The 20689-nt window shown below is 70.5% G+C and carries 15 protein-coding genes; 10 read left to right on the top strand and 5 right to left on the bottom strand.

Features of this window, described 5'->3' with window-relative positions; all coding sequences use genetic code 11:
• Window positions 1–381: a phage holin family protein gene (locus ACZ6AA_RS12935; protein ID WP_468453825.1), complete on the bottom strand. Its 381-nt coding sequence runs from the start codon at window positions 379–381 to the stop codon at window positions 1–3.
• Between the two features lie 71 nt (window positions 382–452).
• On the opposite strand from ACZ6AA_RS12935, the gene ACZ6AA_RS12930 reads away from it, so the two are divergent.
• The 4 genes from ACZ6AA_RS12930 to ACZ6AA_RS12915 all read left to right on the top strand — a co-directional run bounded on the left by ACZ6AA_RS12930 (window position 453) and on the right by ACZ6AA_RS12915 (window position 2909).
• The gene (locus ACZ6AA_RS12930; RefSeq protein WP_030357805.1) at window positions 453–770 is read left to right on the top strand and encodes a cupin domain-containing protein; all 318 of its coding nucleotides are present in this window, start codon (window positions 453–455) and stop codon (window positions 768–770) included.
• 290 nt (window positions 771–1060) lie between these two features.
• On the top strand, window positions 1061–1276 hold the full coding sequence (locus ACZ6AA_RS12925; protein WP_030357806.1) for a DUF5326 family protein: 216 nt from the start codon (window positions 1061–1063) through the stop codon (window positions 1274–1276).
• 368 nt (window positions 1277–1644) lie between these two features.
• The gene (locus tag ACZ6AA_RS12920) at window positions 1645–2370 is read left to right on the top strand and encodes an IclR family transcriptional regulator (RefSeq protein ID WP_468454297.1); all 726 of its coding nucleotides are present in this window, start codon (window positions 1645–1647) and stop codon (window positions 2368–2370) included.
• Window positions 2371–2471: 101 nt separating this feature from the next.
• Entirely contained in the window at window positions 2472–2909 is a 438-nt protein-coding gene (locus ACZ6AA_RS12915) for an SsgA family sporulation/cell division regulator (protein WP_468453823.1), read from the top strand.
• Between the two features lie 180 nt (window positions 2910–3089).
• Here ACZ6AA_RS12915 and ACZ6AA_RS12910 read toward each other — a convergent pair whose 3' ends face one another.
• Window positions 3090–4502, bottom strand: coding sequence for a YibE/F family protein (locus tag ACZ6AA_RS12910; protein ID WP_468453821.1), 1413 nt, complete (start codon window positions 4500–4502; stop codon window positions 3090–3092).
• Window positions 4503–4720: 218 nt separating this feature from the next.
• On the opposite strand from ACZ6AA_RS12910, the gene thiC reads away from it, so the two are divergent.
• Together thiC and ACZ6AA_RS12900 are read left to right on the top strand one after the other, a co-directional pair.
• Entirely contained in the window at window positions 4721–6559 is a 1839-nt protein-coding gene (gene thiC / locus ACZ6AA_RS12905; protein ID WP_471457951.1) for a phosphomethylpyrimidine synthase ThiC, read from the top strand.
• Between the two features lie 59 nt (window positions 6560–6618).
• Window positions 6619–8082, top strand: coding sequence for a VWA domain-containing protein (locus ACZ6AA_RS12900; RefSeq protein ID WP_471457949.1), 1464 nt, complete (start codon window positions 6619–6621; stop codon window positions 8080–8082).
• Between the two features lie 303 nt (window positions 8083–8385).
• Here ACZ6AA_RS12900 and ACZ6AA_RS12895 read toward each other — a convergent pair whose 3' ends face one another.
• From ACZ6AA_RS12895 to ACZ6AA_RS12885, 3 genes are all read right to left on the bottom strand, one after another.
• Window positions 8386–9273: a hypothetical protein gene (locus ACZ6AA_RS12895; protein ID WP_468453811.1), complete on the bottom strand. Its 888-nt coding sequence runs from the start codon at window positions 9271–9273 to the stop codon at window positions 8386–8388.
• Window positions 9274–9496: 223 nt separating this feature from the next.
• Window positions 9497–10531, bottom strand: coding sequence for a metallophosphoesterase (locus ACZ6AA_RS12890; RefSeq protein WP_468454295.1), 1035 nt, complete (start codon window positions 10529–10531; stop codon window positions 9497–9499).
• Between the two features lie 817 nt (window positions 10532–11348).
• Window positions 11349–12470: a LacI family DNA-binding transcriptional regulator gene (locus ACZ6AA_RS12885; protein ID WP_030357814.1), complete on the bottom strand. Its 1122-nt coding sequence runs from the start codon at window positions 12468–12470 to the stop codon at window positions 11349–11351.
• A 482-nt stretch (window positions 12471–12952) separates the two neighbouring features.
• On the opposite strand from ACZ6AA_RS12885, the gene hisC reads away from it, so the two are divergent.
• The 4 genes from hisC (at window position 12953) to cydD (ending at window position 20634) form a co-directional block, all read left to right on the top strand.
• Complete coding sequence (hisC, locus tag ACZ6AA_RS12880; protein WP_468453809.1) at window positions 12953–14041, top strand: histidinol-phosphate transaminase; 1089 nt, start codon at window positions 12953–12955, stop codon at window positions 14039–14041.
• Between the two features lie 291 nt (window positions 14042–14332).
• Window positions 14333–15877 (top strand): cytochrome ubiquinol oxidase subunit I, encoded by a 1545-nt coding sequence (locus ACZ6AA_RS12875; RefSeq protein ID WP_468453807.1) that lies wholly within the window; start codon window positions 14333–14335, stop codon window positions 15875–15877.
• A 14-nt stretch (window positions 15878–15891) separates the two neighbouring features.
• Entirely contained in the window at window positions 15892–16911 is a 1020-nt protein-coding gene (gene cydB, locus ACZ6AA_RS12870; RefSeq protein ID WP_468481451.1) for a cytochrome d ubiquinol oxidase subunit II, read from the top strand.
• Between the two features lie 36 nt (window positions 16912–16947).
• A complete protein-coding gene (gene cydD / locus ACZ6AA_RS12865; RefSeq protein ID WP_471457946.1) occupies window positions 16948–20634 on the top strand; it encodes a thiol reductant ABC exporter subunit CydD in 3687 nt (1228 codons plus the stop codon).
• Window positions 20635–20689 lie beyond the last annotated feature (55 nt).

Raw genomic sequence — 20689 nt, 5'->3', positions numbered from 1 at the left:
TCAGTCCTTGTGGTCGGGGAGGGCGACGTTCATCGCCCAGGACACGATCGAAATGATCAGGCCACCCAATACGGCGGTCCAGAACCCCTCGACGTGGAAGCTGACGTCGAGCTTGTCGGCCAGCCACGAGGTGAGGAGCAGCATCAGGGCGTTGACCACCAGTGTGATCAGGCCGAGGGTCAGGACGAACAGGGGGAAGGTCAGGACCTGCACCACGGGCTTGACCACGAAGTTCACCAGGCCGAACAGCAGGGCGACGACGAGCAGCGTGAGGGTCTTCTCACCGGTGCTGTCGCCGGTGAGCGTGATCTTGTCGAGCAGCCACACGGCCACGGCCAGGGCCGCGGCGTTGGCGATCGTCTTGACTACGAAATTCTTCATGTGTCTGATCGTGGCAGACGTGAGGAAACAGTGGTCGGTCCACGACCTGGGGCAAGGGGCGCAGAAGAGCGATGAAGGCATTCCGACTGGACGAGCTGGAGGCGGAGCGAGCCGCGAACGACGGCGCGTATCTGCAGTTTCTGCGGGAGCGGAACATGTCGGTCGGGCTCTACGCGCTGGACGCGGGCGACAGCGACCCGCAGCAGCCGCACCGGCAGGACGAGGTGTACATGGTCGTCAGCGGCCGCGCTTCGATCACGGTCGGGATGGAGACGACGGAGGTCGCCCGCGGCAGCGTGGTGTACGTGCCGGCCGGTGTGCCCCACAAGTTCCACCACATCAGCGAGGACCTGCGGGTTCTTGTGGTGTTCTCGCCGCCGGAGCGGTGACCTTCGCCTGCTCGCGGGGTTCCGCTCCCGCGGCTCTCCGGGGCCCCTCTCCCGGCTCTCAGGGCCTTGGCCTCAGGGTTCCCTAGGGGGCGAGTCAGGGGAGGACAAGGGATCGCACGGCCCCGAACTGGCTTTTTCCGACCTAGCATCGAATGCGTGAAGTGGGAAATCTGCACAGGAGCGGAGTTTCCCTGCGGTCGCGGAGATCCCGTGGCACCGCGACAGCTGTCGTAGCGCGGTCGAAGCGCGGGCGGTCACAGAATCTGCGGAGAAAGGTAAGGACGAGGGCAATGCGAGAGATCTTCGCGGGTATGCCGTGGTGGGTGAAGTGGATCGCGGTGCCGGTCATCGCGCTGGTGGTCTTCGGCGGGCTGATAGCGAGCGTCGTCGGCTTCGTCTTCACCCTGCTCTTCAAGCTACTGCTGTTCGTGGCCCTGGTGGGCGGACTCGTCTACGTCGTACGGAAGTTCATATCCAGCTCGTCCTCGTCCCGAAGCGACTGGTGAAGTTCTGTAGCGACTGGTGAAAGGGAAAGCAAGGGTTCCCTCCCCAGGGGGAAGTTTTCTGTCACAGCGCCCCTCACCGGTGGCCAAGGGTTAGAGTCCGAAAACCGACGCGGGGGCGATCCCCGTAGGCGGGCCCACTACCCCCCACTCGTTGCCCCCGGGCACGGGTGGTCCCCCCTGTGCTTCGGGAGTGACCCATGGCCTCGGTTGACGACGCACCCCCGGACGTCCAGTCCACCGACACCGAAGGCGAAGCCATTTCGGGCGATGGCCGGTCAACTCCCCTGAACAGAGGTCTCCTTACGGGCAGCCGCCCCGGAGCATCCACTGCGGCCCCGGCGGGCGTCGGCCCCACCCTCATCGGCTCCGTGCAGCGGGCCATGCGCCTCCTGGAGGCGGCCGCCACGCACCCCGGCGGAGCCCCCGCGAAGCAGCTCGCCCGCGAGGCGGGCCTGGCCCTGCCGACCGCGTACCACCTGTTGCGGACCCTGAGCCACGAGGGCTATCTGCGCCGGGAGAAGGGCGTGTTCGTGCTCGGCGACGCGGCGGAGCGGCTGAGCGCGGGAGCGGTGGAGCAGAACCGCCGAGCCATGATCGGTGAAACCCTGGAGCACTGGCGCGACGCCATCGGCGTGCCCGTGTACTTCGCCATCTACCGCGACGGCGAGATCGAGATCGTGTCCGTCGCCGACACCGCGGGCAACCCGGCCGTCGAGGAGTGGGCCGACTTCCGCGAGACCGGCCACGCCCACGCGATCGGACAGTGCCTCCTCGCCCAACTCGACGACGCGGCACGGCGGGACCACCTCGCCCGCCATCCGGTCCGCTCCCTCACCCCGAACACGGTGCGTGACGACCGGACGTTCCTGAGGCGGCTGGAAGCGGTGGGGCGGATGACACCGGTGGCGGAGTATCAGGAGTACGCGCTCGGGACGGTCTGTGCCGCGATCCCGGTCACGGTGGGCACCACCGCGGCCACGGTGGCGATCTCCGTTCCGTCGTCGCAGGCGAGCCGTCTGGTGCCGGCGACACGGCTGTTGCAGGAGGAGCTCGGAAAGCTACTAAGGACACTCGCCTTCTCTATCAGCATCTGAAAACTCACTCCTTGTGATCTGGTGTGTACGTTAAGCAAGATGCCATGAGTGTCAGGGAGTTGGTTCCTGCCACCACCAGGCTAATGACGGGGTAGGCGGCGATGCGCGAGTCGGTCCAGGCAGAGGTCATGATGAGCTTCCTTGTGTCGGAGGAGCTGTCGTTCCGCATCCCGGTGGAGCTGGGTTACGAGACGCGCGATCCCTATGCCGTGCGGCTGACCTTCCACCTCCCCGGCGATGTCCCGGTGACCTGGGCCTTCGGGCGGGAGCTCCTGGCCGACGGGGTGGGCGGGGCGTGCGGGGACGGGGATGTGCGGATCGCGCCGATCGACCCCGAGCACTCGGACGAGGTGCTGATCCGGCTTCAAGTGGGTCAGGATCACGCGCTGTTCAGGGTGGGCATCCCGCCGCTGCTCGCCTTCCTCGACCGGACGGACAAGCTGGTTCCGCTGGGGCAGGAGCGGACGCTCGTCGACTTCGAGACGCATCTCGACGAGGCCCTGGACCGGATCCTCGCGGAGGAGCAGAGCGCGGGCTGAGGGGGCCGGACGGTTCCTCAAAGGGCTCTGGTCGCTGGCAGATCAGGGCATTTCATGGCATCGCTGCTGCGCAGCGTCACAGCGCCACAGTTGTATGGCGTCACGGCTGCATGGCGTCACGGCTTCGTGGCGTCACCGGCTCGTGGTTCGGCGGCGTCACGGCGTCCCGACGCCCCGGCGTCACGTCTTGCGGCGGCGGCCCTTTCCGGCGAGGGAGGGGCGGCGGGGCGTCGGCCGGGCGGAGGGGGCTGGGGGCGTAGAGGGCATGGAGGGCACGGTGCCGGACGGCGGGGCCGTGGGGGTCTCTGCCGGGGCGGGGCCGGGGCCTGAGCGGTCGGCGGAGACGACCAGGGCGGCGAGGGCGGTGGTGACGGGGACGGAGGCGACGAGACCGATGGAGCCGATGAGGGTGCGGACGATCTCCTCGGCGACCAGTTCGCTGTTGGCGACGGTGCCCACGCTGCTCTGGGCGATGGAGAAGAGCAGCAGGAGGGGGAGGGCGGCGCCCGCGTAGGCGAGGACGAGGGTGTTGACGACCGAGGCGATGTGGTCGCGGCCGATGCGGATGCCCGCGCGGTACAGGCCGCGCCAGCCCATCGACGGGTTGGCCTGGTGCAGCTCCCAGACCGCGGAGGTCTGGGTGACGGTGACGTCGTCGAGGACGCCGAGCGAGCCGATGATGACGCCCGCGAGCAGCAGGCCGCTCATGTCGATGTCGGGGTAGAGGCCGTGGATCAGACCGGTGTTGTCGTCCGTGTTGCCGGTCAGGGAGGCCCAGCCGATGAACAGGGAGCCGAGCAGCCCGATGAGCAGGAGGGAGATCAGGGTGCCGAGCACCGCGACCGAGGTGCGCGCCGTCAGGCCGTGGCACATGTAGAGCGCGCACAGCATGATGGCGCTCGCGCCGATCACGGCGACGACCAGGGGGTTCGAGCCCTGCAGGATCGCGGGGAGGATGAAGAAGGTCAGGACCAGGAAGCTCACCGCGAGGGCGACCAGGGCCATGACGCCGCGCAGCCGTCCCACCACGACGACGGCCAGGGCGAAGATGCCGGCGAGCAGGGCCATCGGGAGCTTGCGGTTCACGTCGGTGACCGAGTACTGCAGGTCCTTGGGGGCCTTGGGCTCATAGGCGACCACCACGTCCTGGCCCGCGCGCAGTTGCCGGGGCGAGTCCGGCTGGACGACCTCGGTGAAGGTGCGGCCCTTGTCCGGGCCGCTGGTGACCTTGACCGTGGCCCGGCCGCAGGTGCCCTCCGCGCGGGACTGCGCGGACTGGCCCTCGGCGGTGGAGGTGTCGCCGTTGGGCGGGGTCTGCGAGGCGTTGAGGTCCTTGCAGGGGAGCTTGTCCACCTTGGTCACGGTGGCCGACTGGGTCTGCCGGTCGAAGCCGACTCCGGTGCGCTCGTGGGTCGGGGCCCCGCCGGGCCACAGCACCACGAGGCCGACGAGGACCGCGGTGGCGAAGGGGATCAGGACGGCGGCGATGACCTTGCGCAGATGCTGGGACACGGGGGCTGCGGGGCCGTGGCTGTGGGAGTGGCCGTGCGGCTCCGGGGCGGGGGGTCCGGTGGGCGGCTGTGTGGTGGTCACGGCCCGATCATCGCAAGAACGGTGGGGGCCCTCTGTTCACCGCGCCCGACAGGACGCTAGCGTGGAGGCACCTTTGCAATCGCGGGAGCTCGGAGCACCGGGCTGAGAGGGCGCTGACCTCCGTACGAACGGCCACAAACCGGTTCGTACCGTACGGAAGCCGCTGCGTCGACCGCCGAACCTGTTACCGGGTAATGCCGGCGTAGGGAGTAGGTCTCATGACCATCAAGGACGCACGCACGCCTGCCTCCAGCAGCGACGGAAGCGCCGACGGGAGCGCCGAGGGCGCGAACGCGGGCGCGAGCACCGACGGTGCGGAGGCCGGGAAGTCCATCGGCTGGCACAAGGGTTATGTGACGGGCCCCGAGGGCTCGCGCTCCGACCTGCGGGTGCCGGTCCGCCAGGTGCACCTCACCAACGGCAAGGCCGTGACGCTGTACGACACCTCGGGGCCGTACACCGACCCGAACATCGACACCGACGTCCGCAGGGGCCTCGCGCCGCTCCGGGAGAACTGGATCATCGCCCGAGGCGACACCGAGGAGTACGCGGGCCGCCCGGTCCGCCCCGAGGACGACGGCATCAAGCACACCTCGCCCCGTGGCGGCCTGCGCAACCTCGACGCGGTCTTCCCCGGCCGCCCGCGGCAGCCGCGCCGGGGCCGCGGGGGCCAGGCGGTGACGCAGCTCGCGTACGCGCGGCGCGGGGAGATCACGCCGGAGATGGAGTACGTGGCCATCCGGGAGAGCATGGCGCCCGAGGTCGTACGGGACGAGATCGCCGCGGGCCGGGCCGTGTTGCCCGCGAACGTGAACCACCCGGAGATCGAGCCGATGATCATCGGCAAGAAGTTCCTGGTGAAGGTCAACGCCAACATCGGCAACTCCGCGGTCACCTCCTCCATCGAGGAGGAGGTGGACAAGATGACCTGGGCCACCCAGTGGGGCGCCGACACGGTCATGGACCTGTCCACCGGCCGCAACATCCACACGACCCGCGAGTGGGTCCTGCGCAACTCCCCCGTGCCCATCGGCACCGTGCCGCTCTACCAGGCCCTGGAGAAGGTCGACGGCCGGGCCGAGGAGCTGAGCTGGGAGATCTACAAGGACACGGTCATCGAGCAGGCCGAGCAGGGCGTGGACTACATGACGGTGCACGCGGGCGTGCGCCTTCCGTATGTCCCGCTGACCGCCAACCGCAAGACGGGCATCGTCTCGCGCGGCGGCTCGATCATGGCGGCGTGGTGTCTCGCGCACCACAAGGAGAGCTTCCTGTACGAGCACTTCGAGGAGCTGTGCGAGATCCTCGCGGCGTACGACGTGACGTACTCGCTCGGCGACGGCCTCAGGCCCGGGTCGATCGCGGACGCCAACGACGAGGCGCAGTTCGCGGAGTTGCGCACGCTCGGGGAACTCAATCAGATCGCCAAGCGTCACAACGTACAGACGATGATCGAGGGCCCCGGTCACGTCCCGATGCACAAGATCAAGGAGAACATCGACCTTCAGCAGGAGATCTGCGAGGAGGCCCCGTTCTACACGCTCGGCCCGCTCACCACGGACATCGCGCCCGCCTACGACCACATCACCTCCGGCATCGGCGCCGCGATGATCGGCTGGTGGGGCACGGCGATGCTCTGCTACGTCACGCCCAAGGAGCACCTCGGCCTGCCCAACCGCGACGACGTGAAGACCGGCGTCATCACGTACAAGATCGCGGCGCACGCGGCGGACCTCGCCAAGGGGCACCCGGGCGCGCAGGACTGGGACGACGCCCTGTCCGACGCGCGCTTCGAGTTCCGCTGGGAGGACCAGTTCAACCTGGCCCTCGACCCGGTCACGGCACGGGAGTTCCACGACGAGACGCTGCCCGCCGAGCCCGCGAAGACGGCGCACTTCTGCTCGATGTGCGGGCCGAAGTTCTGCTCGATGAAGATCTCGCAGGACATCCGGCGCGAGCACGGCACGACGAAGACGGAGATCGAGGAGGGCATGGAGCAGAAGTCGAAGGAGTTCGCGGCGGCCGGGAACCGGGTGTATCTGCCGCTGGCCGACTGAGGGCGGGGGATTGGCGGGAGGTGGTACCCACGCCTCGGGGAGATCGGCAGACTGGTCGTATGACTGTCAGTTCCTTGAGCAAGGGTGCCAATCTTCCCGTCGGTTCGCCGGCGGTGCGCGCGGAGCTCGCCTGGGGGGAGGGGCCCGGCGGGCCCACCGCCGATGCCTCGGCGCTGCTGCTCACCGCGGCCGGACGCGTGCGTGACGACGCTGACTTCGTGTTCTACAACCAGCCTCGGCACGCGTCCGGTGCCGTGCGGCACCTGGGGAAGCAGAGCGCCGGCGGCGTCACCACGGACACGGTCGAGGTGGATCTGCGGTCCCTGGAGGCCGCCGTCGAGCGGGTGTTGCTGTGCGCCTCGGCCGACGGGGGGACGTTCGGGCAGTTGGCCGGGCTGACCTTGCGGTTGCTCGATGCCTCGACGGGGGGTGAGTTGGCCCGCTTCGAGATGACCGCCACGTCGGAGACGGCGTTCATAGGTGGGGAGTTGTATCTGCGGAACGGGCAGTGGAAGTTCCGGGCGGTGGGGCAGGGGTACGACTCCGGGCTTGCCGGGCTGGCCACCGATTTCGGCATCACGGTGGATGATGAGGAGCCGGTCGCGCCAGTTGCTCCGGCGGTACCGGTTGTGCCCGTCGCGCCTGCTGCTCAGGCGGCACCGGTTGTGCCCGTCGCCCCCTCGGCTCCTGCGGCCCCCGTCGTCCCCATTCCGCCGAGCGCGCCCCCGGCGCAACCCCCCACCCCATCCCCCACCCCCCGCCTCACCAAGGGCGAGGAGAAGCTCCCCGTCGACATGCGCAAGCGGCTCTCGCTGCGCAAGGAGCAGGTCGCCGTCAGCCTTCGCAAGCACGGTGCCGAAGGGGTCACGGCGCGCGTCATTCTCGTACTCGATGCCTCCGGGTCCATGTCGTTCCTGTACTCCAAGGGCATCGTGGCCGACGTGGTGGAGCGGATGGCCGCCGTGGCCGCGCAGTTGGACGACGACGGGGAGATGCAGGCCTGGACGTTCGCCTCGCATCCGGCGCGGCTGCCCGACCTGCGCCTCGGGGAGCTGCCTGACTGGCTGAAGTTCCACGTCCGCGTCGGGGAGGTCGGCATCTTCCGCCGGGGCAAGCGCAAGAAGGGCCTGCGGGACGATCAGGTCGACATGCGGGACGTGGGCATCCAGAACGAGGAGCAGCGGGTGATCGCCCAAGTCCGGGCGTACGTACGGGAGAACCCGGCCGCCGCGCCCACGCTGGTGCTCTTCTTCTCCGACGGGGGCGTCTACCGCGACAACGAGATCGAGCGGGAGCTCAGGGACGCCGTGGAGGAGCCGATCTTCTGGCAGTTCGTGGGGCTGGGGAAGTCCAACTACGGGGTGCTCGAACGGTTCGACACGCTGCCGGGCCGCCGTGTGGACAACGTCGGGTTCTTCGCGGTGGACGACATCAGCACGGTGCCGGATCCGGAGCTGTACGACCGGCTGCTGTCCGAGTTCCCGGACTGGATGAGGGCGGCGAAGCAGGCGGGGATTCTCTGAGAGGCAGCAAGGGCAGCAAGGGCAGCAAGGGCACAGGGGTCCCCCGAGGAGGCCCGGCACAGGTCGCCCCGCTACGGGGCCGCGTCCGCGGCGAAGGCGGGCCTTCGCGCCGCCGTCCGCCGACAGCGGCGCACTGAAAGCCCCACGCCGGGGGCTTCCGGCCCGTGTTCGACCGGCCGGCCGCCGTTGCCGGCCGTCCTCTCCGGTGCCGGTCCCTGACTGACCGACGTCCGGTTCATGTCCCCCGGCGACCGGCCTGATCCAGTCGCCGGGCGGCCTCGCGGAAGGTCCGCGGGGGCCGGGCTACTCCGGTGGATGCTCCGGGCCGCCGTAGTCCGGACTGGAGAAGTCCGGGCTGCTGTAGCTCGGGCGGGTCCCGGTCGTCGAGCCGCCGTCCGGGCTGCTGAATCCCGGCCTGTGATAGCCGAGTTGGGGCATGCGCCCGGCCGGTCCTGCCGAGGACGCGCGGGCCGCGGACGCCGTCTTGGCGTCCGGGGCCGTGAGCGCCTCGCGCAGGAAGGGCAGGATGCCACGCTCCAGGAGCGCCTGGCACCAGGCTTCCCTGGCCCGGTCCACCTCCTCGTTCCGCTCGTCGTGCGAGCCTGCCTGGAGGGAGGTGGAGCCGTTGCGCAGGGCGGTCAGCAGGAGGCCGACCGCGGCGACCAGGATCGCGCCCGCCGTGAGCGCGCCGAACAGCCACCCGGCGGTGAGCAGGGTGTCCGCGAAGGCGGGCTCCGGGTCGAGCATCTTCAGGATGTAGCCGACGAGCAGGAAGATCGCGGCGGCCGTCCCGGCGAGGACGGGCGCGAGCACCGCGAGCACGGCGACCAGTCCGGCGCCCGCGGTTTCGGTGACCTCGCCCATGGTGGTGGCGAGGCCGATTCCGCCGGAGCCGGACTCGGTCGTGCTTGAACTGGATCCGTTCCCTTCCCGGATCGATGGGGAGGATGAGGGTCCGGGGTCGCGCAGTTCCTCTCGGACCTTCACATAGTGGTGATACTCGGCCGCGGCGGCGGCCGTGATCAGTGCGGTGGCGTTGAGAGCCATCGTGCGCAGTTGCTCAGGATTGAGTCGCTGGCCCACCGCGGCCAGCTCCGGGCGGTTCGGTGCGGTGCGCAGCGCCTCATCGAGGACCCGCTCGTACTGGGGGCGGTCCTCATTGAGCAGGTGTGGAGCGCTGTTCATGTGCATCCCCCGATGCTCCGTAGGGCTTGGGGCTCGCATGGCTACGAGCCGTCGGGCAGAAACGGAGGGGAGCCTGCTACGGATAAGGCGATGGTAGAGCGGTGACGGCACGCGGTGACAGGGGTTATCCAGAATTGGCCCGCTGGCCAGCGAGATCCTGCTAACGCGGCACGTGCCGCGTGAACGTTCAGATGTGCGGGCCCGGACGTGCCCGCCGAGGCGTGAACGTTCAGTTCTCCAGCGGGAGTCGGCAGACCAGCAGCTTTCCGGCCATGGTCACGCCGCCGTCCATGGCGATGGCCAGGCCGTCGGCGTAGATGTGCGGGCCCTCGATGACGGGGCGGCCGTCGTCGTCGCCGTCGTACTCGGAGCCGACCTCGCCGAGGAGGTACGGGATGGGGCTGTGGCCGTGGACGATGCGGGTGCCGCCGTACATGTCGAGGAGTTCGCGTACGGCCGCGGGGCCGGAGTCGTCGCGGAAGGCGAAGCGCTTGGTGAACTTGCGGAACAGGTCCCAGTATTCGTCCGCGTCGTTGCGTGTGAGCGCCTCGTGGATGGTGTCGTTGACCTCTTCGATGGAGTCGCCGTAGTCGAGGTAGGCGGTGGTGTCGGAGTGCACGAGCAGATGCCCGTCCTCCTCCTCGATGGCGTCGAGGCGGGCCATCCACTGCAGGTGGTGGTCCTCCAGGCGCTCCATGTCGGTCTTCTGGCCGCCGTTGAGGAGCCAGGCGGCCTGGAACGTGGCGGTGCCCGCGCCGGAGTTGACGGGGGTGTCGCCGAACTTCTTGGCGCCGATGAGCAGCAGTTCGTGGTTGCCCATGAGCGCCTTGCAGTAGCCGCCCGCCGCGGCGGCCTCGGCGGACAGGCGCATGACCAGGTCGATGACGCCGATGCCGTCGGGCCCGCGGTCGGTGAAGTCGCCGAGGAACCACAGCCGGGTGTTGCCCGCGGCCCAGCGCCCGTCCGCGTCGATGAGGCCTTCGTCGGCGAGGGCGGCGACGAGCTCGTCCAAGTAGCCGTGCACATCGCCGACGACGTACAGCGGGCCCATGCCCTCCGCGTCGGGCGCGGGCGGCGGCTCGGGCATCTCGCGCACCTCGACCTGCACGGTGTCGCCGCGGTTGATGATGGGCAGGTCGCGCTCGGTGGGCGTGTAGCCGTCCGGGGTCTCACCGGCGGAGCCGGGGTGCGCGGGCGCGCTCTGTGCCGTGGGGCGCGTGGGGGCGGCGTGCGCCACGGTGTGCGCCGGGCCCCGCTGTTCCACGGGACGGGGGGCCGACGGCTGCGTCTGTACGGGGGCGGGGGCGGCGGCGCCGAGACGTTCCACCGGACCGGCCTGGGCGGGCACGTGCGCGGTGAGGCGGGTGGGCTCCTGGGGGGCGGTGTGACCGGGGGTGGCATGACCAGGGGCGGTGTGCCCGGGGGCGGGTGCCTGCCCGGCGACGGGAGTCTGCCCGGCGACGGAAGCCTGACCTACGGCGGGGCCGTGCCCGACATGGGGCGCCTGCCCCTGTCCGGCGACGGGGGTCTGGTGACCGACGGGAGCCTGCCCGGCGCCCGAAGGCCCCTGCCCGGCGACCGAAGCCGAAGCCTGCCCCTGCGCGGCAACCGAAGCCTGCCCCCGCGCAGCGAACTGCCCCTGCCCGGCGACCTGCTCACCCGCGGACTCCTGCGCCGCCCCGGCCCCCGGCACCACCCCGGACTCCTGAGCCGCCCCGGACTCCTGGCCCTCGACGTCCCCCCCAACACCCTGGCCGGTCTCACGGACGCCTTCATAGACGTATGCGGGCACGCGGAAGTCGCGCAGCGTCGCCGTCCGCACCTCGGGTCCCTGACCGGCCCCCTGAGTCATCGACCCCTCCACCACCATCGCGCCGCATCTGCACCGGGATCGGACTGCCTGGTCGCAGTGGCCCGCGGTGTCGTCCGCCCATCATAGGAATGCGGCTGTCCCTGTGTGGTGCACCAGGGGTGGTGAATCGGTGCCGAGCCCCAGTTCACCGCGGTTTTCTCCCGAATTGGCCCGAGGTTTCCCCCTCTTTTCCCGCAGGTCGCGGGCCTCGGGCCGGTCGTCGGGGAGGTCAGCCCTGGCCGGGCGACCGCGGCGGGCTGACCGTCGTACGTGGCGGACGTCGCTCGGACGAGGTGCGCACGATCAGTTCGGTCGGTATCACCTGCTCGATGGGCCGGCCCGCGTCGAGGCCCTCGATGGCGTCGATGAGGAGCTGGACGACGGCGGTGCCGATCCGCCGGGGCTTCAGGGAGAGCGTGGTGATGGGCGGCTCGGTGGTGGCGTACACGGTCGACTCGCTGCAGCACACGAGCAGCAGGTCGTCCGGTACCCGAAGCCCGTAGCGGCGGGCCGCGGCGAGCAGGTCGGTGCCGTTCGGGTCGAACAGGCCGTACACGGCGTCGGGCCGGTCGGGCCTTGCGAGCAGTCGGTCGGCGGCGACGGCGCCCGCGCACGGGTCGTGCGCCGGGTAGGACTCGTAGACCGGGTCCTGGCCCACGCGCTCGCACCAGCGCAGATAGGCGGTGGTGGAGAGGTGGGTGTAGGTGTCCGTGGTGGTGCCGGTGAGGAGGCCGATGCGGCGCGCCCCGGCGGCCGCCAGGTGTTCGAGGATCTCGAGGACCGCGGCCTCGTGGTCGTTGTCGACCCAGGCCGTGACCGGCAGCGACCCGGCGGGCCGCCCGTCGGAGACCACCGGAAGTCCCTGCCGCACCAGCTCGCTGACCACCGGGTCGTGGTCGGAGGGGTCGACGACGACGGTGCCGTCGAGGGCGACGTTCGACCACACGTCGACCGGACTGCGGCGCGAGGTGGCGGGGAGGATGACCAGGGCGTAGCCCCGGGCGAGGGCGGCCGAGGTCGCGGCTCTCGCCATCTCCGCGAAGTACGCGAATTCCGTGAAGGTGAAAGGTTCATCCCCGTACGTCGTCACGGTGAGGCCGATGAGGCCCGACTTCCCGGTACGGAGTGTTCGGGCCGCGGCCGACGGGCGGTAGCCCAGGCGGTCGGCGACCTCGCGGACATGGCGTCGCGTGGCGTCGGGCAGCCGCCCCTTGCCGTTGAGTGCGTCGGAGACAGTCGTGATCGAGACACCGGCTGCGGCGGCGACGTCTCTGATGCCTGCTCGGCTCTGCCGGTTGCCCCGGCGGGCGGTCTCCGCTCGGCTCACCTGGTGCTTCCCTGCTGCTGTCATGGCGAGCCGATAGTAGGGCTCATGAGGGTGGGTAGTGCGGACGCATATGCACCCGTTGACAGGCACGTTTCTGCATGGCGGAAAACACCCAATGACCTTCGAAACAAAGGGAGTTGGGCGTTCAGGGAGGTATCGCTCCCTTGTCGTCGCGTGGGGGCCTGCCAAATGGCCGAGGTCTCGAAGAGGTCTCAACTCACCTTCACGGGTGATGCGCGCCACGGAGTGAGCCACCGGCGCGCGCAGCTGAGGGGAGCGCTCCCCCCGTTTCGCGCGCTGTCGCCCCCCGGGGACGGCTTCCGGTGTACGTCCCCGGCGGCTGGTGCGTACGGTGGCAGTGGGCCCGTGCGGCCGCGGCTCAAACCTGTCGCCGCCCGGCCCGGAGGCGTCCTGCCCAGCCGGGAGCCGTCACCCCATTCGCAGGGGCGCCGAATCCTCATAGGGTGAGAATCATTGAAGACCGGATGATCACGAGGAGGACCGCGGTGAGCGAGACGAGCCCCAGGCTGCGCGCCGAGCTGGAGGGGATCCCCGCCTACAAGCCGGGCAGGAACGCCGAGACCGGCGAGGGCGGCGGCCCCGTTGTGTACAAGCTGTCCTCCAACGAGAACCCCTACCCGCCGCTCCCCGGCGTCATGGAGCGCGCCGTCGCGGCGGCCGGCTCCTTCAACCGCTACCCGGACTACGGCTGCGACCGCCTCCTGAACGAGATCGCGGACCGCTTCGGGGTGCCCGTCTCGCACGTCGCCACCGGCGTCGGCTCGGTCGGCCTCTCGCAGCAGCTGGTCACGGCGACGGTCACGCCGGGCGACGAAGTGCTGTACGCCTGGCGGTCCTTCGAGGGGTACCCGGTCGTCACCACGGTCGGCGGCGGCAAGTCCGTGATGGTGCCGCTGGCGCCGGGGGAGGTCCACGACCTCGACGCGATGGCCGACGCGATCACCGACCGCACTCGCCTGATCTTCGTCTGCAACCCGAACAACCCCACCGGCACGGTCGTCAAGAAGGCCGACCTGGTGCGGTTCCTGGACCGGGTGCCGAAGGACATCCTGGTCGTGATCGACGAGGCGTACGTGGAGTTCGTCCGCGACCCCGAGACGCCCAACGGCCTCGAGCTGTACCGGGACCGGCCGAACGTCTGTGTCCTGCGCACCTTCTCCAAGGCGTACGGCCTCGCGGGCCTGCGGGTCGGCTTCGCCATCGCCCACGAGCCGGTGGCCGCGGCGCTGCGCAAGACCGCGGTGCCGTTCGGCGTGAACCAGCTCGCGCAGGACGCGGCCGTGGAGTCGCTGCGGTCCGAGGACGAGTTGCTCGGCCGGGTCGGCGCGCTGCTCGGGGAGCGGACGCGGGTGCAGGACGCGCTGCGGGGGCAGGGCTGGACGGTGCCCGAGACCCAGGCGAACTTCGTGTGGCTGCGTCTTGGCGACCGGACGGCGGAGTTCGCGGCCACCTGTGAGACGGCCGGAGTGATCGTGCGGCCGTACCCGGGCGAGGGCGTCCGGGTCACGATCGGCGAGACCGAGGGCAACGACATCTTCCTGAAGACGGCGGAGGCGTTCCGCAAGGAGCTCTAGCCCTCCTGGCCGGGGAGAGGGCGTCCCGGCCGGGGAGAGAACGTCCCGGCCGCGGAGAGGACGCGGGAACTCGCGAGGTGGCAGCTGCCGCCTCGCGAGTTTTGTTGTGTGCGGGCCCCCCGGCCCGTTCCCGCCGGTAAGGGGGACCCCCCTGACGAACGTCGACCGTACGTGCGACATAATGCTTGTGAATGTGAACGCGTTCACAAGCGTGTCCCAGTTGCTCCAGGGATGTCTATGACATAAGGGGCAAACTGCCGCGTAGACCACGGCACGTAAGGAGAAGTCGACGTGGACCTGGCTCTGGCGCCGGAAACACTGGCGCGATGGCAGTTCGGCATCACCACCGTCTACCACTTCCTCTTCGTCCCCCTGACGATCTCCCTGGCCGCCCTCACGGCGATCCTTGAGACGGCGTGGGTGCGGACGGGCAAGGAGCACTACCTCAGAGCGACCAAGTTCTGGGGCAAGCTGTTCCTGATCAACATCGCGATGGGCGTCGTCACCGGCATCGTCCAGGAGTTCCAGTTCGGCATGAACTGGTCCGACTACTCGCGCTTCGTCGGCGACGTCTTCGGCGCCCCGCTGGCCTTCGAGGCCCTGATCGCCTTCTTCTTCGAGTCGACCTTCATCGGCCTGTGGATCTTCGGCTGGGACAAGCTCCCGAAGAAGCTGCACTGCGCGACGATCTGGATGGTGTCGATCGGCACGATCCTCTCGGCGTACTTCATCATCGCCGCGAACGCCTTTATGCAGCACCCGGTCGGCTACAAGATCACGGAGCGGGACGGCACCAAGCGCGCCGAGCTCACCGACTTCGCGAAGGTGCTGTTCCAGGAGACGACGCTCGTCAACTTCTTCCACGTCATCGCGGCGTCGATCCTCGTCGGCGGCGCCTTCATGACCGGCATCGCGATCGTCCACCTGCGCAAGAAGCAGCACATCCGGACCATGCGGATGTCGCTGCGGCTCGGCCTGGTGACCGCGTTCGTCGGCACCCTGCTCACCGTGATCAGCGCGGACACGCTCGGCAAGGTCATGTACGAGCAGCAGCCGATGAAGATGTCGGCCGCCGAGGCCCTGTGGGAGTCCGAGAAGCCGGCGCCGTTCTCGCTCTTCGCGTACGGCGATGTCGCCAAGGGCCACAACGAGGTCGCCATAGAGATCCCCGGGGTCCTGTCCTTCCTCGCGAAGAACAACTTCAGCGCGGAGATCCCCGGCATCAACGACCTCAACAAGGAAGCCCAGGAGAAGTTCGGGCCCGGCGACTACCGGCCGAACATCCCCACGGCGTACTGGTCCTACCGCTGGATGATCGGCTTCGGCGGCGTCTCGATGGCCCTGTGCACCGCCGGACTCTGGCTCACCAGGCGGAAGTTCTGGCTCGCCCCCGAGCACCACACCGGCGCGGACGACGTACCGAAGCTGATGCTCACCAAGAACAAGGAGCTGGCGCCGAAGCTCGGGAACTGGTGGTGGCGGCTCTCGCAGTGGACGCTGATCTTCCCCCTCATCGGCACCGCCTGGGGCTGGATCTTCACCGAGACGGGCCGCCAGCCCTGGGTCGTCTACGGCGTCCTGAAGACCGAGGACGCGGTCTCCCCCGGTGTCTCGCAGGGTGAGGTCCTCACCTCGCTGATCGTCTTCACGCTGATCTACGCGATCCTCGCCGTCATCGAGGTCAGGCTGCTCCTCAAGTACGTCAGGAAGGGTCCGCCCGAGCTGACCGAGGCCGACCTCAACCCGCCCACCAAGATCGGCGGCCCGCCCGGCGGGGCGAGCGCGGACAGCGACGCCGACGCCGATGCCGACCGGCCCATGGCCTTCTCGTACTAAGGAGCTGGGCGCACATGGAACTGCACGACGTCTGGTTCGTCCTGATCGCCGTCCTGTGGATCGGCTACTTCTTCCTCGAAGGCTTCGACTTCGGGGTGGGCGTCCTCACCAAGCTGCTCGCCCGGAACCGGACCGAGAAGCGTGTTCTGATCAACACCATCGGTCCGGTCTGGGACGGCAACGAGGTGTGGCTGCTCTCTGCGGGCGGCGCGACCTTTGCGGCCTTCCCCGAGTGGTACGCGACGCTGTTCTCCGGCTTCTACCTGCCGCTGCTGCTCATCCTGATCTGCCTGATCGTGCGCGGCGTCGCCTTCGAGTACCGGGCGAAGCGGCCCGAGGAGCGCTGGCAGACCAACTGGGAACACGCGATCTTCTGGACCTCGCTGCTCCCGGCGCTGCTGTGGGGCGTGGCCTTCGGCAACATCGTGCGCGGCGTGAAGATCGATGCGCAGAAGGAGTACGTGGGTAACTTCTGGGACCTGCTCAACCCGTACTCGATCCTGGGAGGCCTGGTCACCCTCACCCTGTTCACCTTCCACGGCACGGTGTTCACGGCCCTGAAGACCGTGGGCGACATCCGGATGCGGGCGCGGAAGCTGGCGCTCGTCCTGGGGCTGCTCACGGCGGTGCTCGCGCTCGGGTTTCTCGGCTGGACCCAGGCCGACAACGGTGACGGCAAGAGCCTGGCCGCGATGATCGTGGCGGTGGTGGCCCTGGTCGCGGCCATCGCGGCGATCAAACTCGGGCGCGAGGGCTGGTCATTCGCCTTCTCGGGGCTGACGATCATCGCCGCCGTGGCGATGCTCTTCCTGACGCTCTTCCCGAACGTCATGCCGTCGTCGCTGAACGAGGACTGGAGCCTCACGGTCACCAACGCCTCGTCGACGCCCTACACCTTGAAGATCATGACGTGGTGCGCGGGCATCGCGACCCCGGTCGTGCTGCTCTACCAGTCGTGGACCTACTGGGTGTTCCGCAAGCGGATCGGTACGCAGCACATCGCGCCGGACCTTCCGGCCGACACCGCGCACTGAGCCAACTCTCTGTACGCCCAAGGCTCTTGGGAGGGTGTGTTTCACGTGAAACCGATCGACCCGCGTCTGCTCCGGTACGCCCGCTCCACCCGTGTCTTCCTGGCCGCGGTGGTGGTCCTCGGCCTGGCCGGGGCGGGGCTGGTCGTCGCCCAGGCCATGCTGATCGCCGAGATCGTGGTGGGCGGCTTCCAGCACGGGTACGGCGTCGGTGACTTGAGGACACCGCTGGCCCTGCTCGTGGCTGTGGCCGTGGGCCGGGCGGCGGTGTCCTGGCTGACCGAGCTCGCCGCGCACCGGGCGAGCGCGGCGGTCAAGTCGGAGCTGCGGGGGCGGCTCCTGGAGCGGGCGGGGGAGCTGGGCCCGGGGTGGCTGAGCGGTCAGCGGACGGGGTCCCTGATCAACCTGGCCACGCGGGGTGTGGACGCGCTCGACGACTACTTCTCGCGCTATCTGCCGCAGTTGGGGCTCGCCGTGGTGGTCCCGGTGGCCGTGCTCCTTCGGGTGGTCACCGAGGACTGGGTGTCGGCGGCGATCATCGTGGGCACGCTGCCGCTCATCCCGGTCTTCATGATGCTGATCGGCTGGGCCACGCAGGCCCGGATGGACCGGCAGTGGCAGCTGCTCTCCCGGCTGTCCGGGCACTTCCTCGACGTGGTCGCGGGACTGCCCACGCTGAAGGTGTTCGGCCGGGCCAAGGCGCAGGCCGAGTCGATCCGGAAGATCACCGGGGAGTACCGGCGGGCGACGATGCGGACGCTGCGCATCGCGTTCCTGTCGTCCTTCGCCCTGGAACTGCTCGCCACGATCTCGGTGGCGCTGGTCGCCGTCACCATCGGCATGCGGCTCGTCCACGGGAACATGGAGCTGTACGACGGCCTGGTGATCCTGATCCTCGCGCCCGAGGCGTATCTGCCGCTGCGGCAGGTGGGGGCGCGGTATCACGCGGCGGTCGAGGGAGTGGCCGCGGCGGAGGAGATCTTCGCCGTCCTCGAGGCGCCGGTTCCGGCCGGGGGCACGGGAGTCGTGCCCGCGGACGGTGCGGTCGGCGTGGCGGTGGACGGGGTGAGCGTCCGGTACCCGGGGCGGGAGGTCGACGCCGTGCGCGGGGTGTCGTTCGCCGTCGAGCCCGGGGAGACGGTGGCCCTGGTGGGGCCCAGCGGGTCGGGCAAGTCGACCCTCCTGAACGTGCTGTTGGGCTTTGTGCCGCCCACTGCGGGGCGCGTCCTGGTCGGCGGTGCCGATCTGGCCGACGTGTCCCTCGACGGGTGGCGGGAGCGGGTCGCCTGGGTGCCGCAGCGGCCGCATCTGTTCGCCGGGACCATCGCCGAGAACGTGCGGCTCGCCCGTCCCGGGGCGTCGGACGCGGACGTCGTGGAGGCGCTGCGGGCCGCGGGGGCCCGGGAGTTCGTGGCCGGGCTGCCCCGGGGCGTCGAGACCGTCCTGGGGGAGGACGGGGCCGGGCTCTCCGCCGGGCAGCGGCAGCGGATCGCCCTGGCCCGGGCGTTCCTGGCCGATCGGCCCGTGGTGCTCCTGGACGAGCCGACCGCCGCGCTGGACGGGGAGACCGAGGCGGGCATCGTCGAGGCGGTGCGGAGGCTGGCCGTGGGCCGGACCGTGGTGATGGTGGTCCATCGGCCCGCCTTGCTGGGGGTCGCCGACCGGGTGGTCCGGGTGGACGCCGTGGTGAACGGTGCTGTGGGAGAGGAGCTGTGCGCGTCTGCCCCCGGGCTCTCGGCTTCGCCTGAGCAGGGGGAGCCCCTGATGCTCAGCGGCACGAGCCGCGAGGGCGGCGGTGGCGGTGCGGGCAGGGCGGGCAGCGGTGCGGGCTCCGCCGCCGGGGGGAGCGGCTTGCTCGGTCAGGCTGTGTCTCTTGGTGAACGGGCGGGTGGCGGGGAGGGTTCCCGCCGACAGGGCGGGGATCTGGCCCGGGTGCGGGCGGCCGCGCGGCAGCGCAAGGGCAGGCTGGCGCTGGCCCTGCTGCTCGGGAGCCTCGCCGTCGGGAGTGCCGTCGGGCTCATGGCCACGTCCGGGTGGCTGATCTCGCGGGCCTCCGAGGAGCCCCCGGTGATGTACCTGATGATCGCCGTCACGGCGACCCGCGCCTTCGGCATCGGACGGGCCTGCTTCCGGTACGCCGAGCGCCTGGTGTCGCACGACGCGGTGCTGCGGATGCTGGCCGACACCAGGGTCGCGGTGTTTCGGCGCCTGGAGCGCCTCGCCCCCGCGGGCCTGCGCACGACCCGGCGCGGCGATCTGCTGTCCCGCCTCGTCGCCGACGTGGACGCCCTCCAGGACTACTGGCTGCGCTGGCTGCTGCCCGCGGGCGCCGCGGCCGCCGTCGGCCTCGGAGCCGTCGGCTTCACCGCGTGGCTGCTCCCGGAGGCCGGTGCCGTCCTCGCCGTGGGCCTGCTGGCCGCCGGAGTGGGCGTGCCCCTGCTGAGCGGCGCCGTCGCCCGCCGTGCGGAGCGCAGGCTGGCCCCCGCGCGCGGGGTGCTCGCCACGAGGGTCGCCGACCTGTTCACGGGGACGGCGGAGCTGACGGTCGCGGGCGCCCTGCGCCGACGTACCGACCGGGCGAGGGAAGCCGACGCCGAGCTGACCCGGATCGCGTCCCGGACGGCGACCGCCACCGCCCTCGGCGACGGGCTCACCGCGCTGGCCACCGGCCTCACCGTCGCGGCGGCGGCCCTCGTCGGCGTCCAGGGCCTGCACGACGGACGGCTCAGCGGCGTCGCGCTCGCCGTGGTCGTCCTCACCCCGCTCGCCGCGTTCGAGGCCGTGCTGGGGCTGCCGCTCGCCGTGCAGTACCGCCAGCGCGTCCGCAAGAGCGCCGAGCGGGTCCACGAGATCCTCGACGCACCCGAACCCGTCCAGGACCCCGCCGAGCCCGCGGAGGCCCCGCCGACGCCCTTCCCGCTGCGCCTCGACGCGCTGCGGGCCCGCCACGACGGCCAGGAGCGGGACGCCCTCGCGGACGTCTCCCTCACCCTGGAGCGCGGCCGCCGCGTCGCCGTGGTCGGCCCGTCCGGGTCCGGCAAGACCACGCTCGCCCAGGTCCTGCTGCGCTTCCTGGACACGTCCGAGGGGACGTACACGCTGGGTGGCACGGACGCGGCGGCGCTCGACGGCGACACCGTGCGCCGCTTCGTCGGCCTGTGCGCCCAGGACGCCCACGTCTTCGACAGCTCCGTACGCGAGAACCTGCTGCTCGCCCGCAAGGACGCGAGCGACGACGAGCTGTACGCGGCGCTCGGGCGGGCCCGGCTCGACGGCTGGGTGGCCTCCCTGCCCGACGGGCTCGACACGCTCGTCGGGGAACACGGGGCACGCCTCTCCGGAGGTCAGCGGCAGCGCCTCGCGCTCGCCCGCGCGCTGCTCGCCGACTTCCCCGTCCTCGTACTCGACGAGCCCGCCGAACACCTCGACCTGCCGACCGCCGACGCCCTCACCGCCGACCTGCTCGCGGCCACGGAGGGCCGGACGACGCTGCTCATCACGCACCGGCTCGCCGGGCTCGACGCGGTGGACGAGGTGCTCGTCCTGGAGGAGGGACGGGTGGCGCAGCGCGGGGCGTACGCGGAGCTCGTGGCCGTGGACGGGCCGCTGCGGCGGATGCGGGAGCGGGAGTCGGCGGGGGACGCGCTGGCCGGGGCCGGGGCCGGTGCCGGGGCCGGTGCCGGTGCCGAGGTCGCGCTCGGGGCTGGTGTCGGGGCCGGGGGCTGACGGTGATCGTGACGGCCTCCGCGGTCGGGTGACGCCGATGGGCGCTGTCCGCCCT

The sequence above is a fragment of the Streptomyces sp. NPDC040610 genome (assembly GCF_055594065.1).
The sequence above is the reverse complement of the archived record's forward strand: the minus strand, read 5'-3'. Positions and strand labels throughout refer to the sequence as shown.

Bases quoted from the DNA above. Each gene is read 5' to 3' on its own strand.
- ACZ6AA_RS12900 (WP_471457949.1), top strand. From the start codon at position 6,619: ATGACTGTCAGTTCCTTGAGCAAGGGTGCCAATCTTCCCGTCGGTTCG.
- thiC (WP_471457951.1), top strand. From the start codon at position 4,721: ATGACCATCAAGGACGCACGCACGCCTGCCTCCAGCAGCGACGGAAGC.
- ACZ6AA_RS12925 (WP_030357806.1), top strand. From the start codon at position 1,061: ATGCGAGAGATCTTCGCGGGTATGCCGTGGTGGGTGAAGTGGATCGCG.
- cydB (WP_468481451.1), top strand. From the start codon at position 15,892: ATGGAACTGCACGACGTCTGGTTCGTCCTGATCGCCGTCCTGTGGATC.
- ACZ6AA_RS12885 (WP_030357814.1), bottom strand. From the start codon at position 12,470: ATGACAGCAGCAGGGAAGCACCAGGTGAGCCGAGCGGAGACCGCCCGC.
- ACZ6AA_RS12935 (WP_468453825.1), bottom strand. From the start codon at position 381: ATGAAGAATTTCGTAGTCAAGACGATCGCCAACGCCGCGGCCCTGGCC.
- ACZ6AA_RS12915 (WP_468453823.1), top strand. From the start codon at position 2,472: ATGCGCGAGTCGGTCCAGGCAGAGGTCATGATGAGCTTCCTTGTGTCG.
- ACZ6AA_RS12895 (WP_468453811.1), bottom strand. From the start codon at position 9,273: ATGCACATGAACAGCGCTCCACACCTGCTCAATGAGGACCGCCCCCAG.
- ACZ6AA_RS12930 (WP_030357805.1), top strand. From the start codon at position 453: ATGAAGGCATTCCGACTGGACGAGCTGGAGGCGGAGCGAGCCGCGAAC.